The 15230-nt window shown below is 68.0% G+C and carries 8 protein-coding genes; all 8 read left to right on the forward strand.

Features of this window, described 5'->3' with window-relative positions; all coding sequences use genetic code 11:
- Nucleotides 1-90 precede the first annotated feature (90 nt).
- The 8 genes from rplA to panB all read left to right on the forward strand — a co-directional run bounded on the left by rplA (nt 91) and on the right by panB (nt 15189).
- Entirely contained in the window at nt 91-801 is a 711-nt protein-coding gene (gene rplA / locus WME95_RS02255) for a 50S ribosomal protein L1 (protein ID WP_272097521.1), read from the forward strand.
- 3 nt (nt 802-804) lie between these two features.
- On the forward strand, nt 805-1335 hold the full coding sequence (gene rplJ / locus WME95_RS02260; RefSeq protein ID WP_437549104.1) for a 50S ribosomal protein L10: 531 nt from the start codon (nt 805-807) through the stop codon (nt 1333-1335).
- Nucleotides 1336-1433: 98 nt separating this feature from the next.
- Nucleotides 1434-1820, forward strand: coding sequence for a 50S ribosomal protein L7/L12 (gene rplL / locus WME95_RS02265; RefSeq protein WP_437531319.1), 387 nt, complete (start codon nt 1434-1436; stop codon nt 1818-1820).
- A 366-nt stretch (nt 1821-2186) separates the two neighbouring features.
- Nucleotides 2187-6323 carry a DNA-directed RNA polymerase subunit beta gene (rpoB, locus tag WME95_RS02270; RefSeq protein ID WP_437906798.1) on the forward strand — a complete coding sequence of 1379 codons (4137 nt, stop codon included), beginning with the start codon at nt 2187-2189 and terminating at the stop codon, nt 6321-6323.
- A 141-nt stretch (nt 6324-6464) separates the two neighbouring features.
- On the forward strand, nt 6465-10748 hold the full coding sequence (rpoC, locus tag WME95_RS02275; RefSeq protein ID WP_437906799.1) for a DNA-directed RNA polymerase subunit beta': 4284 nt from the start codon (nt 6465-6467) through the stop codon (nt 10746-10748).
- A 397-nt stretch (nt 10749-11145) separates the two neighbouring features.
- On the forward strand, nt 11146-13383 hold the full coding sequence (locus tag WME95_RS02280) for an HD domain-containing phosphohydrolase (protein WP_437906800.1): 2238 nt from the start codon (nt 11146-11148) through the stop codon (nt 13381-13383).
- A 21-nt stretch (nt 13384-13404) separates the two neighbouring features.
- Nucleotides 13405-14034 (forward strand): GNAT family N-acetyltransferase, encoded by a 630-nt coding sequence (locus tag WME95_RS02285; RefSeq protein ID WP_437906801.1) that lies wholly within the window; start codon nt 13405-13407, stop codon nt 14032-14034.
- 207 nt (nt 14035-14241) lie between these two features.
- A complete protein-coding gene (panB, locus tag WME95_RS02290) occupies nt 14242-15189 on the forward strand; it encodes a 3-methyl-2-oxobutanoate hydroxymethyltransferase (protein WP_437549113.1) in 948 nt (315 codons plus the stop codon).
- Nucleotides 15190-15230 lie beyond the last annotated feature (41 nt).

Genomic DNA, 15230 nt, shown 5'->3' on the forward strand with positions numbered 1-15230 from the left:
GAGAGGGGCGTTCAGCGGGCCAGAAGCAAGACTTACCACGGTAGTTTAAGGCGCACCGTGGGAGGCGAGAGCCGTTAAGAAGGAGGGCATGTGCCGAAAGTCGCCAAGAAGAAAGTCGCAGCGCGGGCAGTCGTCGACCGCGCTCGAAAGTACACATTGCAGGAGGCGTGCGCGCTCGTGAAACAAGCGGCGCCCGCCAAGTTCGACGAGACAGTGGACCTCGCGGTCCGGCTGGGTGTCAACCCGCGGCACGCTGACCAGATGGTCCGTGGCGCCGTCGTGCTCCCGCATGGGACGGGGCAGTCGCTTCGGGTCCTGGTGTTCGCCAAGGGCGAGAAGGCCAAAGAGGCCGAGGCGGCCGGCGCCGACTTCGTCGGCGAGGCGGATCTCGTGAACAAGGTCCAGGAAGGCTTCATGGACTTCGATCGCGTGATCGCCACGCCGGACATGATGGGTCTGGTGGGCAAGCTCGGCCGTATCCTCGGTCCGCGCGGCCTGATGCCGAACCCGAAGGTCGGGACGGTGACGTTCGACGTGAAGACGGCCGTCTCGGAGGCGAAGGCCGGCAAGGTGGAGTACCGTGTCGAGAAGGCGGGCATCGTGCACGCGCGGATCGGCAAGGTCTCCTTCGCGGAGAACGCGCTCCATGTGAACGCGGACGCGCTGATCCAGGCGCTCGTCCGGGCCAAGCCGGCAACGGCCAAGGGCATCTACCTCCGGAGCATCACGCTGTCTTCGACGATGGGCCCCGGGGTTCGCATCGACCCGGTCCATTTCATCGGCAAGACGGAGGAGGCGTAGCCCATGGAACGGTCCCAGAAGGAAGTGCTGATCGGCTCCGTCCGGCAGAAGTTCGAGCGGATGTCTTCCGCGGTCTTCCTGGATTTCAAGGGGATGAACGTCGAAGCGGTCACCAAGCTTCGCGATGAGTTCCGGAAGTCCGGCGTGGAGTACCGGGTCGTGAAGAACACGCTCGTCCGCCACGCCATCAAGGAGCACCCCTGGGCGAAGACCCTCGCGAAGAGCCTGACCGGCATGACCGGCGTGGCCTGGAGCTACGAGGATCCGAGCGCGGCAGCCAAGGTCGTCAAGGCGTTCCGCAAGGACAACCAGAAGCTGCAGGTCAAGGCGGGGCTCATCGAGGGGCAGATCCTCTCGGGGGATGCCGTCGAGACGCAGCTCGCGACGATGCCCGGCAAGGATGAGCTTCGTGCCACGCTGCTCGCGACGCTGCAGGCGCCGCTCCAGCAGTTCGTGCAGCAGCTCAACGCGCCTCTCCAGAATTTCGCCTATCTCCTGAAGGCGAAGGAAGAGGAAGCGGGCAAGCAGGCCTGAGAGGGTGCTTTCGTATCAATTGGGCCTTGCGCCCGTCTGGTTTTGGTTTACATGGCCCCCTCCCCGGGGCGCGCAGAAGAGTTTGAAGGAGTCTTGCAATGGCTGAGATCACGCGCGAGCAGGTCGTCGATTACCTCTCCAACCTCCCTGTCATCCAGATCGCCGAGCTCATCAAGGACCTCGAGAACAAGTGGGGCGTCAAGGCTGCCCCCGCGGCCGTCGCCGTCGCCGCTGGTCCCTCGACCGCCGCTCCGGCCGAGAAGGCCCCGGAGCAGACCGAGTTCGACGTCATCCTCGCGAACGCGGGCAGCAACAAGATCGGCGTCATCAAGGCGATCCGCGAGATCACCGGTCTGGGCCTGAAGGAGGCGAAGGACCTGGTCGAGGCCGCGCCGAAGACCGTCAAGGAGCAGGTTTCCAAGGCGGACGCGGAGGAGATGAAGAAGAAGCTCGTCGAGGCAGGTGCTACCGTCGAGCTCAAGTAACGATCACCGCTCCCTGCAAGGGAAATCGGGATCCGCCGGCGGACGGCGGCAGGGGCGGTCGTCCCTGCCGCACGTCCCGCTTTTGTCTGATGAACGGGACCGCGTTTGCGGGCCCTCGCGCAACGCTGAAGAGGGCCGCGAGTACGGGTCCTCGGTCAATCCTGAAGAGGACCGCGGGTGCGGGTCCTCGGCCAACGTCGGAGCTCAATGGGTCGCCACGCGGTCCGCTCTGCCCCCACAACCAAGATGTTTTGGGTCCTCATTCCCTGGGGACGCTCGCTCGCCATTCGTGCGTAGCTTCGTGTTCGTTGCTCGGTTCGAGCCGTGCGCCCGCCCCGCACTGCTCGTGTGAGCCGGAGGAAATCGATGCCGTCGGTCGTCCAATCCAACTTCCGCGTCCGTAAGAACCTGGGTCGCGTTCGTCGCATCATCGACGTCCCCAACCTGATCGACATCCAGAAGTCGAGCTACGACAAATTCCTCCAGATGAGCGTTCCGCCGAACGAGCGGGAGGAGGTCGGGCTGCAGGCGGTGTTCCGCTCGGTCTTCCCGATCAAAGACTTCAACGGCACGAGCGAGCTCGTCTTCGTCTCGTACAACCTCGAGCCGCCGAAGTACGACGTCGATGAGTGCCGCCAGCGCGGTATGACCTACTCGGCGCCGATCAAGGTCACGAACCAGCTGATGATCTACGACACCCGCGACGGCGGGGAGCGGATCGTGCGCGACATCAAGGAGCAGGAGGTCTACTTCGGCGAGCTCCCGCTGATGACCGAGACGGGCACGTTCATCATCAACGGCACCGAGCGCGTCGTCGTCAGCCAGCTGCACCGTAGCCCCGGCGTCTTCTTCGACCACGACAAGGGCAAGACGCACTCGAGCGGCAAGCTGCTCTACTCCGCGCGCGTGATCCCGTACCGCGGCTCGTGGCTCGACTTCGAGTTCGACCCGAAGGACATCATCTATGTTCGCATCGATCGCCGGCGGAAGATGCACGCGACGGTGCTTCTGCGCGCGCTCGGGTACTCGACGCAGGACCTGCTGAACTACTTCTACTCGACCGAGACCGTGTACCTCGAGAAGGGTGGCAAGTACGCGAAGAGCATCGAGTACGATCTCCTCGCCGGCCAGCGGACGACGCGCGACATCAAGATCGGCAACGACGTCATCGTCAAGAAGAACACCAAGTTCACCCGCGCCGCCATCCGGAAGATGAAGGAGGCGAAGCTCGAGCGGCTCAGCCTCGAGCCGGAGGAGCTCGTCGGGAAGGTCGCGGCGCACGACATCGTCGACCCGGAGACCGGCGAGGTCGTGGTCGAGGTGAACGAGGAGCTCACCGAGGCGAAGCTCGAGCGGCTGCGCGACGCGAACATCGAGCAGTTCCGCATCCTCTTCATCGACGGCCTGAACGTCGGCTCGTACCTCCGCGACACGCTGCTCACCGACAAGGTGAAGACGATGGAGGACTCGATCCTGGAGATCTACCGGCGGCTGCGGCCGGGCGATCCGCCGACGCTCGAGACCGCCAAGACCCTGTTCCACAACCTGTTCTTCAACGCCGAGCGTTATGACCTGTCGAAGGTCGGCCGGCTGAAGCTGAACTACAAGTTCTACCGGGATGTCCCCGAGGACGAGCGGCCGGGGCTCGACCTCACGGTGCTCACGCCGCAGGACATCCTGGAGACCGTGCGTCACCTGATCGAGCTCAAGAACGGGCGCGGCTCGGTCGACGACATCGATCACCTCGGCAACCGCCGCGTGCGCGCGGTCGGCGAGCTGATGGAGAATCAGTACCGCATCGGCCTCGTCCGCATGGAGCGCGCGATCAAGGAGCGCATGAGCATGTCGCAGGAGATCGACACGCTCATGCCCCACGATCTGATCAACGCGAAGCCGGTCAGCGCGGTCGTGAAGGAGTACTTCGGGAGCTCCCAGCTCTCGCAGTTCATGGACCAGACCAACCCGCTCTCGGAGGTCACCCACAAGCGCCGCCTCTCGGCGCTCGGCCCGGGCGGCCTGACCCGCGAGCGCGCCGGGTTCGAGGTGCGCGACGTCCACGCGACCCACTACGGCCGTATCTGCCCCATCGAGACGCCGGAAGGTCCGAACATCGGCCTCATCGCCTCGCTGTCGACGTTCGCCCGCGTGAACGAGTTCGGGTTCGTCGAGACGCCGTACCGGAAGGTCGAGAACGGCCGGGTGACGGAGGACGTGATCTGGCTCTCCGCGCTCGAAGAGGAGGGCAAGTACATCGCGCAGGCGACCGTGAACCTCGACGAGGGTGGCCGCTTCAAGGAGTCGCTGGTCTCGGCCCGCTACAACGGCGAGTTCAAGATCGTCACGCCCGAGATGGTCGAGCTGATGGACGTCGCGCCGAACCAGATGGTGTCGGTCGCCGCCGCGCTCGTGCCCTTCCTCGAACACGACGACGCGAACCGCGCGCTCATGGGCGCCAACATGCAGCGTCAGGCCGTGCCCCTCGTCGTGTCGCACGCGCCCCTCGTCGGCACCGGCATGGAGGAGCGGCTCGCCCGCGACTCCGGCGTCTGCGTCATCGCGCGGCGCCCCGGGGTCGTCGAGAGCGTCGACGCGACGCGCATCGTCGTCCGCGCCGAGGGCGAGGGCGCCGAGGTGCCCGATATCTACCACCTCATGAAGTTCCAGCGCTCGAACCAGTCGACCTGCTACACGCAGAAGCCGGTCGTCAGGACGGGCGAGGTGGTGAAGAAGGGCGACGTGCTCGCCGACGGCCCGTCGACGGACATGGGTGAGCTCGCGCTCGGCCAGAACGTGCTCGTCGCGTTCATGCCGTGGCAGGGCTACAACTTCGAGGACTCGATCCTGGTCTCGGAGCGCATCGCCAAGGACGACGTGTTCACCTCGATCCACATCGAGGAGTTCGAGTGCGTCGCCCGCGACACGAAGCTCGGCAAGGAGGAGATCACCCGCGACATCCCGAACGTCGGCGAGGAGGCGCTCAAGGACCTCGACGACTCCGGCATCGTGCGCATCGGGGCCGAGGTGCGGCCGGGCGACATCCTGGTCGGCAAGATCACGCCGAAGGGCGAGACCCAGCTCTCGCCCGAGGAGAAGCTGCTCCGGGCGATCTTCGGCGAGAAGGCCGGCGACGTCCGCGACAGCTCGCTCAAGGTGCCGCCCGGAGTCGGCGGGATCGTCATCAACGCCCGCGTGTTCTCGCGCAAGGGGACCGAGAAGGACGACCGCGCGCGGGACATCGAGGATCAGGAGCGGGCCAGGATCGAGCGGACGCGCGACGAGGAGATCAAGATCCTCCGCGACTCGTTCTTCCGCCGCATCCGCGAGCTCCTCCTCGGCAAGGAGGCGACGGGCAAGCTCGTCGACGACAAGGGCAAGGTGCTCTTCCAGAAGGGCGCCATCATCGACGAGCCCTCGCTCGCCGAGATCCCCCGCAAGTACTGGGGGGAGATCCCCGTGGACGACGCCGAGCGGGTCCAGCAGATCCTGCGCGACCTCGAGGAGCTCGTCCGCACGCGCGAGGAGCACTTCCGCGACAAGATCGATCGCCTCTCCAAGGGCGACGAGCTGCCGCCGGGCGTCATCAAGATGGTGAAGGTCTATATCGCCATCAAGCGCAAGCTCCAGGTCGGCGACAAGATGGCGGGCCGCCACGGCAACAAGGGCGTCATCAGCCGCATCCTCCCCGAGGAGGACATGCCGTATCTGCAGGACGGCAGGCCGGTCGATCTCGTGCTGAACCCGCTCGGCGTGCCGAGCCGCATGAACGTCGGTCAGATCCTCGAGATTCACCTCGGGTGGGGCGCCTTCGAGCTCGGCAACCAGCTGCAGCGGATGCTCGAGCAGCAGCGGGCGAGCGCCGAGATCAAGGAGCACCTGAAGGCCATCTACGCGGGCGACGAGACGATGAACGGCTTCTTCGACAACCTCGATGACGGCGACGTCAAGCGCTTCGTCAAGACGGTCGACGAGGGCGTCTTCATGGGATCGCCGGTCTTCGACGGCGCTCATGAGTCGGATATCAAGGGCGCTCTCGCCCTCGCGGATCTCCCGACCTCGGGCCAGGCGATCCTCTTCGACGGCCGCACGGGCGACGCCTTCGATCAGAACGTCACGGTGGGCATCATGTACATGCTGAAGCTCCACCACCTGGTCGACGACAAGATCCACGCTCGCTCTATCGGGCCCTACTCGCTCGTCACGCAGCAGCCCCTCGGCGGCAAGGCGCAGTTCGGCGGGCAGCGGCTCGGCGAGATGGAGGTCTGGGCGATGGAGGCCTACGGCGCGGCCTACGCGCTGCAGGAGTTCCTCACCGTGAAGAGCGACGACGTGATGGGCCGCACCCGGATGTACGAGGCCATCGTGAAGGGGGACTACACCCTGGAGGCGGGGCTGCCGGAGAGCTTCAACGTGCTCATCAAGGAGCTCCAGTCGCTGTGCCTGAACGTCGAGCTGGTCGAGACGAGCGCAGGGGTGGAGGCGTCGGCCGCGGAGGAAGAGGAGTGATGCAGTTCGTCACGTCACGAGCGCCGCGCGCCTTCTCGGTGACGGCAGGGGAGGCGCGCCGCGCGGGCGGCGCGCTCCCGAACGCTCAAGCAGTGGGCGCGGACAGGTTCATCGGTTTCGTTTCTGTCTCCGGAGGTCTCCATGCGTGACATCTTCAGCTTCTTCGAGAAGCCCAAGGACCCGCTGTCGTTCAGCGCCATCCGCATCTCGCTCGCGAGCCCGGAGAAGATCCGCGAGTGGTCGCACGGCGAGGTGAAGAAGCCGGAGACCATCAACTACCGGACGTTCAAGCCGGAGCGCGATGGTCTGTTCTGCGCCAAGATCTTCGGGCCCGTGAAGGACTACGAGTGCAACTGCGGCAAGTACAAGCGCATGAAGCACCGTGGCATCGTGTGCGAGAAGTGCGGCGTCGAGGTCATCCAGTCGAAGGTCCGGCGCGAGCGGCTCGGGCACATCTCGCTGGCCACGCCGGTCGCCCACATCTGGTTCCTGAAGAGCCTGCCGTCGCGCATCGGAAACATGCTCGACATCACGCTCAAGGACCTGGAGAAGGTGCTCTATTGCGAGGCGTACATCGTCATCGACCCCAAGGAGACTGGCCTCATGCGGGGCGATCTCCTGAGCGAGGAGCGGTATCTGCAGCTCCTCGACGAGTACGGTGACGACAAGTTCAGCGCCGGGATGGGCGGCGAGGCGATCCTCGAGATGCTCAAGCAGGTCGACGTCCACGGCCTGGCGGAGCTGCTCAGGACGGAGATGCGCGCCGCGACCAGCGAGGCCAAGCGGAAGAAGCTCGCGAAGCGGCTCAAGGTCGTCGAGGCGTTCCGCGAGAGCGGCAACCGGCCCGAGTGGATGATGCTGACCGTGATCCCGGTGCTCCCGCCGGATCTGCGCCCGCTCGTCCCCCTGGACGGCGGCCGCTTCGCGACCAGCGATCTCAACGACCTCTACCGCCGCGTCATCAACCGCAACAACCGCCTGAAGCGGCTCCTCGAGCTGAACGCGCCGGAGATCATCATCCGGAACGAGCGCCGGATGCTGCAGGAGGCGGTCGACGCGCTGTTCGACAACGGCCGTCGCGGCAAGACGATCACCGGCCCGAACAAGCGCCCGCTCAAGTCGCTCTCCGACATGCTGAAGGGCAAGCAGGGCCGGTTCCGCCAGAACCTGCTCGGCAAGCGCGTCGACTACTCGGGCCGCTCCGTCATCGTCGTGGGCCCGACGCTGCGCCTGCACCAGTGCGGCCTGCCCAAGAAGATGGCGCTCGAGCTCTTCAAGCCGTTCATCTACAACAAGCTGGAAGAGCGCGGCTACGTCAACACCATCAAGAGCGCCAAGAAGATGGTGGAGAAGGAGCGCCCGGAGGTCTGGGACATCCTCGAGGAGGTCATCAGCGAGCACCCGGTGCTCCTGAACCGCGCCCCGACGCTCCACCGCCTCGGCATCCAGGCGTTCGAGCCCGTCCTCATTGAGGGCAAGGCGATCCAGCTGCACCCGCTGGTCTGCGCGGCGTTCAACGCCGACTTCGACGGCGACCAGATGGCGGTCCACGTGCCGCTGTCGGTCGAGGCGCAGATGGAGGCGCGCGTGCTCATGATGAGCACGAACAACATCCTCTCGCCCGCGAGCGGCAAGCCGATCATCAACCCGACCCAGGACATCGTTCTCGGGCTCTACTACGCGACCCGCGAGCGGAAGTTCGAGAAGGGGTCGTACCGCGCGGACACCCTCGCCTTCGGCGAGGACGGCGTGGCGCAGGGCTACCTGCGGGGCGTCTACGCCTCCCTCGAGGAGGTGCGGATGGCGTACGACAACGGCGAGGTCGCGCTGCACGCCGGCGTCCGCGTCCGCGTGCCGATCATCGACGACGACGGCAACCCGCAGCTCGACGAGTTCGGCCACGTGAAGCGCCGCATCGTCGAGACGACGGTGGGCCGCGTCATCATCTCCGAGGTCCTCCCGAAGGGGGTCGCGTTCGAGTACGCGAACAAGACCCTCGACAAGAAGGCGCTCTCGGCGCTCATCGACGTCTGCTACCGCATCCACCGCAACAAGGAGACCGTCCTCCTCGCGGACCGGCTCCGCACGCTCGGCTTCGACCACGCGATGCGGGCGGGTATCTCGATCTGCATGGATCACATGGTGATCCCGCCGGCCAAGAAGGTCCTCCTCGGCGAGGCGCAGAAGGAGGTCGAGCGCGTCGTCGAGCAGTACCAGGAGGGGCTCATCACCGACGGCGAGCGGTACAACAAGATCGTCGATATCTGGGCGAGCATCGCCGACCAGGTCACGACCGAGATGATGGCCGGCATCGGCAAGGAGACGGTCGTCGACCACGAGACGGGCAAGGAGTCGATCGAGCCGAGCTTCAACCCGATCTACATCATGGCCGACTCCGGCGCGCGCGGCTCCACGCAGCAGATCCGGCAGCTGGCCGCGATGCGCGGCCTGATGGCCAAGCCGTCCGGCGAGATCATCGAGACGCCGATCACCGCGAACTTCCGCGAGGGTCTCAGCGTGCTCCAGTACTTCATCTCGACGCACGGCGCCCGGAAGGGGCTCGCGGACACGGCGCTCAAGACGGCGAACTCCGGGTACCTCACCCGGCGGCTCGTCGACGTGGCGCAGGACGCGGTCATCTCCGAGTTCGACTGCGGCACGCTCGACGGCATCCGCGTGGCGAAGCTCGAGGAGGCCGGCGAGGTCATCCAGCCGCTCGGCGACCGCATCCTCGGCCGCGTCGCGCTGGAGGACGTCGTCGACCCGCTCACCGGCGAGGTGCTCATCACGGCGAACACCGAGCTCGACGAGCAGGCGGTGCGGTCCATCGAGGACGCCGGCATCGAGGAGGTCGTCATCCGCTCGGTGCTTACGTGCCAGCTCCGCCGCGGGGTCTGCGCGCTGTGCTACGGGCGCGACCTCGCGCGCGGCTACCGGGTCAACATCGGCGAGGCGGTGGGCATCATCGCCGCCCAGTCGATCGGCGAGCCGGGCACGCAGCTCACGATGCGCACCTTCCACATCGGCGGCACCGCGGCGCGCGGCAAGATCGAGGCGAGCTACCTCGAGGCCCGCACCGAGGGCACCGTCCGCCTCCGCCGCGCGGTCGTCCAGAAGAAGAAGGACGGCACCATGGTGGTCATGAACCGCCACGGCGAGATCGTGGTCGTCGACGAGACGGGGCGCGAGCGCGAGCACAACCGCCTCGTCTACGGCGCCATCCTCAAGAAGGCCGACGGCGAGCGCACCAAGCCCGGCGAGCTGCTCGCCGAGTGGGACCAGTTCGCGACGCCGATCCTCACCGAGGTCTCCGGCGTGGTGAAGTTCGGCGACCTCATCGAGGGCGTCAGCGTGCAGGATCGCCTCGACGAGGTGACGGGCCTCTCGCGAAAGGTCGTCATCGAGTCGAAGGCGGCCGACGTCCGCCCGCGCATCTCGCTGAAGGACCCGGAGTCGGGCAAGACGCTGAAGCTCCCGAACAGCGAGCTCGAGGCGCGCTACCTGCTCCCTGTCGGCGCCCACATCGTCGCGCAGGAGGGGGATCTCATCGAGGCCGGCGAGGTCATCGCCAAGATCCCGCGCGACACGACGAAGGTGCAGGATATCACCGGCGGTCTGCCCCGCGTCGCCGAGCTGTTCGAGGCCCGAAAGCCGAAGGATCACGCGATCATCAGCGAGATCGACGGCGAGGTCACGTTCGGCAAGGACACGAAGGGCAAGCGGAAGGTCATCATCACGCCGTACTCGCCGGACGGGCACGCGCTCGGCGATCAGGCGCGCGAGTACCTGATCCCGAAGGGCAAGCACATCCAGGTGCAGCCGGGTGACCGCGTGCGCGCGGGCGACCCCCTCCAGGACGGCCCGCCGAACCCGCACGACATCCTCCGGGTGAAGGGCGAGAAGGAGCTGTCGGCCTGGCTCGTGAACGAGATCCAGCAGGTCTACCGGCTCCAGGGCGTCGGCATCAACGACAAGCACATCGAGGTCATCGTCCGGCAGATGCTCCGGCGTGTCCGCGTGCGCGAGGTCGGCGACACGAACTTCCTGGTGGACGAGCAGGTCGAGAAGCACATCTTCGAGAAGGAGAACGAGACCGTGCTCGAGCGCGGCGGCAAGCCCGCCATCGCCGAGGCGCTCCTCCTCGGCATCACCAAGGCCAGCCTCTCGACCGAGTCGTTCATCAGCGCCTCGTCGTTCCAGGAGACGACCAAGGTGCTCACCGAGGCCGCGATCAACGGCAAGACGGACGATCTCCGCGGTCTCAAGGAGAACGTCATCATGGGCCGCCTGATCCCGGCCGGGACGGGGCTGCCCGCCTACAAGCGCCTCCAGGTCGTGGTCGAGGGCGAGCCGGTGGCGCAAGCGCCGTACGTCGCCCCCCGGCCGCGTCCCGAGGAGACGCTCACAGCCGTGAACGAGGAGTAGCGGCCTTGCCGGCGCGCCCAGGGCGGGATCCAACCCCGACCCCGGGCGCGCCGCCCATCTCCCGAAGCGCGCTCGCAGCGGCTCGGGAGGCGTTTTGCCCTTCGCCCCAGGCTCATCGGCCTCGCGCGTCGCGCCGGACGTGGCGCGCGCGCCTACCCGGAGCCAGTCTTCACTCCCACGTCGCAGCGTATCGGGTCGAGCGGGTCTCGCCAGCCAACCGGCGTCGGCTGGAACGCTCACGGGGCTCGCGCGCCGCGCCGAGCTCTGCTCTCATTCCTCGAGCGCACCCCATGGCTGCATACGCCGCGAGCGGCTGGCCAGCTCTCCCCGCGTGCTCCCGTTCCGCGAGGGTTCTTGGGCGCGCCACCTCCAATTTCTGGGTAGAATCAGGGTTTCGATGGCTTCCGTTCAAGGATTGAACCAGCGGATTGCCGATCGCCTCGTCCTCGAGGGGCGCATCACCCCGGACGATCACCGTCGTGCGGTGGAGTACGCGATGCGTACGCGCGGCCGTATCGAGGACGCCATCATCGAGCTCGACATCGTCAACGAGGCCGAGCTCCTGAAGTTCATCGCGACCGTCCACAACACCCGCTTCGTCTCGACCGAGAAGCTCTCGAAGGCGATCATCGAGCCCCGCGTGCTCGCCAAGGTCTCGGCGATCACCGCGACGTTGCACGGTGTCTTCCCGGTGCTGCTCGACGATCGGAACACGACGCTCTCGGTCGCGACGGCGGATCCCGACAACGACGTCGCGCTGCACGAGATCCGGCTCGCCGCGGGCGTGCGGGACGTACGCGCCATCGTCGCCAGGCCGGCCGCGGTCCGCGCGGCCATCGCGTACCACTACCGGGGCGACACGACCGCGTTCAACTCGCTGCTGCGCCCGGTCAACTCGTTCGACGAGATCCTCTACACCAACAGCAATAACCCCTTCGAGCGCGCGTCGATGACGCACGAGCGCGCATCGATCACGCACGAGCGCGCGTCGATGACGCACGTGCCGGCGGCGGTCCCGCAGACGATGCACGGGCAGACGATGCACGGCCTGCCGGCGCACGCGGCGCCCACGCAGGCGGCGCCGATGCACCCGCAGGCGATGCACGCGCAGCCGGCGCACGCGGCGCCCACGCAGGCGGCGCCGGTGCCCGCGGCGCTCGTCACGGCGCCGCAGGTGCCCGCGGTGATGCGGGCGCCCTCCGCGCCGCCCCGCGTGGCCCCGGCGGGGCCGCCGCCCACGCCGGTGCCCCCATCGCCGCCCCCCCAGCAGCACGTCGCTCCCGCGCCGATCTCGGCGCCGGTCGCCGCGGCGCCGCCCCCGCCGCCGCCGCACCCGACGACGACCCACGCGTACGTCGAGACGCTCAACGTCCTCGTAAGCCTGCTCGAGAACGCGCGGCAGGACCTCCGGGGCCACTCCTCCACGGTCGCTCGCATCGTGCGCAAGCTCTGCGAGCGCATCGGCCTGCCGCCGACGACGGTCGCGAGCTACGTGGCCTCGGCCTACCTGCACGACCTCGGCAAGAACGGCCCGTACCACCTCACCGCGCTCAACGTCGCCGAGTACGAGGGGCACCGGCTCGCCGCGACGAAGAGCGTCGATCTCCCGGCGCACCTCATGGAGTCGGTGGGGCTGCCGCAGGAGGTCGTCTCGGCGATCAGCATGATGTACGAGCGCTACGACGGCAGCGGCTTCCCCGATGGCCTGTCCGGCAAGGAGATCCCGCTCGGCGCGCGCATCCTCGCGGTCGCGGACACCTACGCCGATCTCACGCAGAACCCGCGCAACCCGTACCGCAAGGCGCTCCGCCCGCCGGAGGCCTGCGACGTGCTCGCCCAGTACCGCGCCACCATCTTCGATCCGAACATCGTCGATCTCTTCCGCCAGGTCATGACGGGCGACGACATGCGCGCGAAGCTGCTCTCCGATCGGCACCAGGCGCTCATCGTCGACCCGGATCCCGAGGAGACGACGGTGCTCGAGCTGCGCCTGCTCGAGCAGGGCTTCGAGGTCTCGATCGCGCGCAACGTGGCGCAGGCGCGCCGCGAGCTCGAGACGAAGGACATCGAGGTCGTCGTCAGCGAGATCGACCTCGAGGAGCCCGACGCCGGCCTCGCGCTCCGCTCCGACGCGCTGAAGCTCGGCTTCGGCCGCGACAAGACGTGGGTCATCCTCACCGCGAAGACGGACCGGCAGACCGCCCAGCGCGCCTTCGATCTCGGCGTCGACGACTTCGTCTCGAAGCCGGCGTCGACCGACGTCATGGCCGCCAAGCTCCGCCAGCTCATCGAGCGGCGCTCCACGACCGCCGTCCCCCGCGGCGTGTCCGGCTCGCTCGCCGAGATGGGCCTGCCGGACATGATCCAGATCCTCTGGCACGGCCGGAAGACGTGCGCGCTCAAGATCCAGGCGAACTCCATGGCCGGCGAGATCCACTTCGCCGACGGGCAGGTCGTCCATGCGCTCTGGGCCGGCGCGCAGGGCGAGGACGCGTTCTACCGGATGCTCTCGCTCACGGAGGGCGACTTCCGCCTCGACCCGAGCTTCTCGCCCAGCACCCGCAGCATCACCGCGTCACCCGAGGCGCTGCTCCTCGAAGGGATGCGCCGCCTCGACGAAGGGACCTTGTCCTAGGCGCGTCGCGCTGGAGGCCCCTTGAAGAGCCCCGTCTGCATCGAGACCCCGCGGCTGCGCCTCTTCATCCCTCCCGTCGAGCTCGCTGGCCGCTACCTCGCCTATTTCGAGCGCAACCGCGATCACCTGGCGCGGTGGGATCCGCCGCGCCCCGAGGGCTTCTACACCGAGGCGTTCTGGCGCGAGCGACTCCTCCGCGACCTTGAGGACTTCGCCGCGGATCGCGCGCTCCGGCTCGCGCTGCAGTGGCGCGGCGCCCCCGGCGGCGAGGTGATCGGGGTCTGCAACTTCACGCAGTTCGTCCGCGGCGCCTTCCAGGCCGCGACCCTCGGCTACTCGCTCGACCAGCGCGCCGTGGGCTCGGGCCTGATGTTCGAGGCGATCGAGGCGGCGAACGCGTACATGTTCGACACGCTCGGCTTCCACCGGGTGATGGCGAACTACCTGCCGCACAACGAGCGCAGCGGCCGGCTGCTCCGGCGCCTCGGCTTCGTCGTCGAGGGGTACGCGCGCGATTACCTGTTCATCGACGGCGCGTGGCGCGATCACGTCCTGACCGCGCTGACCAACCCGAGGCCCGCGCCTCCGGGCGGCTCGCGAACGACGGGGGCAGCGCACCCCGCCCGCGGCGCCGGCCCGCGCCACGGTTGATCCGGCCGCTGCTGTGATCGCGCCGCCGCGCGGCGTCCTGGCCGCACGCCCCTGCCGGCCGGCGACCGGCCGGCAACCTGGCGAGAACGCTGAAGATTGCGGCTTGCCGCCCCGCGACCGCCGCGCGCCGCGTCTTGCCCCGCAGCGGGCGCCGCCCTAGCTTGTCCCGAGGCGTGGACCGCGAGTGCGGCCGCGACCCGGAGGCACATGTACGGTCCGCAAGGCAACGGTGGCGGCAGCGCACGCAGGCCAGCGCAGCGCTCGACGAAGGTCACGGTCCCCGAGATCCGCTCCCGCAAAGGGGCCTCGCCGATCGCGATGGTGACGGCCTACGACTTCACGATGGCGCGGCTGCTCGACGAGGGCGGCGCCGATCTGCTGCTCGTCGGCGACTCGCTGGGGATGGTCGTGCAGGGGCACACGACGACGCTCCCCGTGACGGTCGAGGAGATCTGTTACCACGGGCGCGCGGTGGCGCGCGGCGCGCGGCGCGCCCACGTCGTGGGCGACATGCCGTTCATGAGCTTCCAGCTCTCTCCGATGCACGCGCTCGAGAACGCCGGGCGCATGATGAAGGAGGGCAGCTTCGAGAGCATCAAGCTCGAGGGGGGCGAGGAGATCGCCGAGCACGTGCGCCGGATCGTCGCCGCGGGCATCCCGGTGATGGGTCACCTCGGGCTCACGCCGCAGTCGGTGCACGCGATGGGCGGGTTCAAGGTGCAGGGCAAGGGCGACGAGGCGGCCGAGCGCCTCATCGCCGACGCGCGCGTCCTCGACGAGGCGGGCGCCTACGCGATCGTGCTCGAGGCCATCCCGCCGGACCTCGCGCAGGAGGTGACGGCCGCGGTCTCCGTCCCGACGATCGGCATCGGCGCCGGGGCCGGCTGCGACGGGCAGGTGCTCGTCTGTTACGACCTGCTCGGGATGTTCCGCGAGCTGACGCCGAAGTTCGCGAAGCGCTTCGCCGAGGTCGGCGATCAGATCGTGGAGGCGACGCGCGCCTACGTGGACGAGGTGCAGTCGCGCACGTTCCCCGCGGCAGAGCACAGCTTCAAGCCGAACGGGCCTCGCCGGGCCGCGACCGTGCCCGCCGCGCCGGCCAAGCCCGAGTTCGCGCCGGCGGACGAGATCCCCCCGCACTGGCAGACGCACTGAGCGCGGCGGCGCGGTGCGGTGCGGTCGGTTGACTCGATTCG

The organism is Sorangium sp. So ce327, assembly GCF_051530205.1.
GTDB classification, from domain to species: Bacteria; Myxococcota_A; Polyangia; order Polyangiales; family Polyangiaceae; genus Sorangium; species Sorangium cellulosum_B.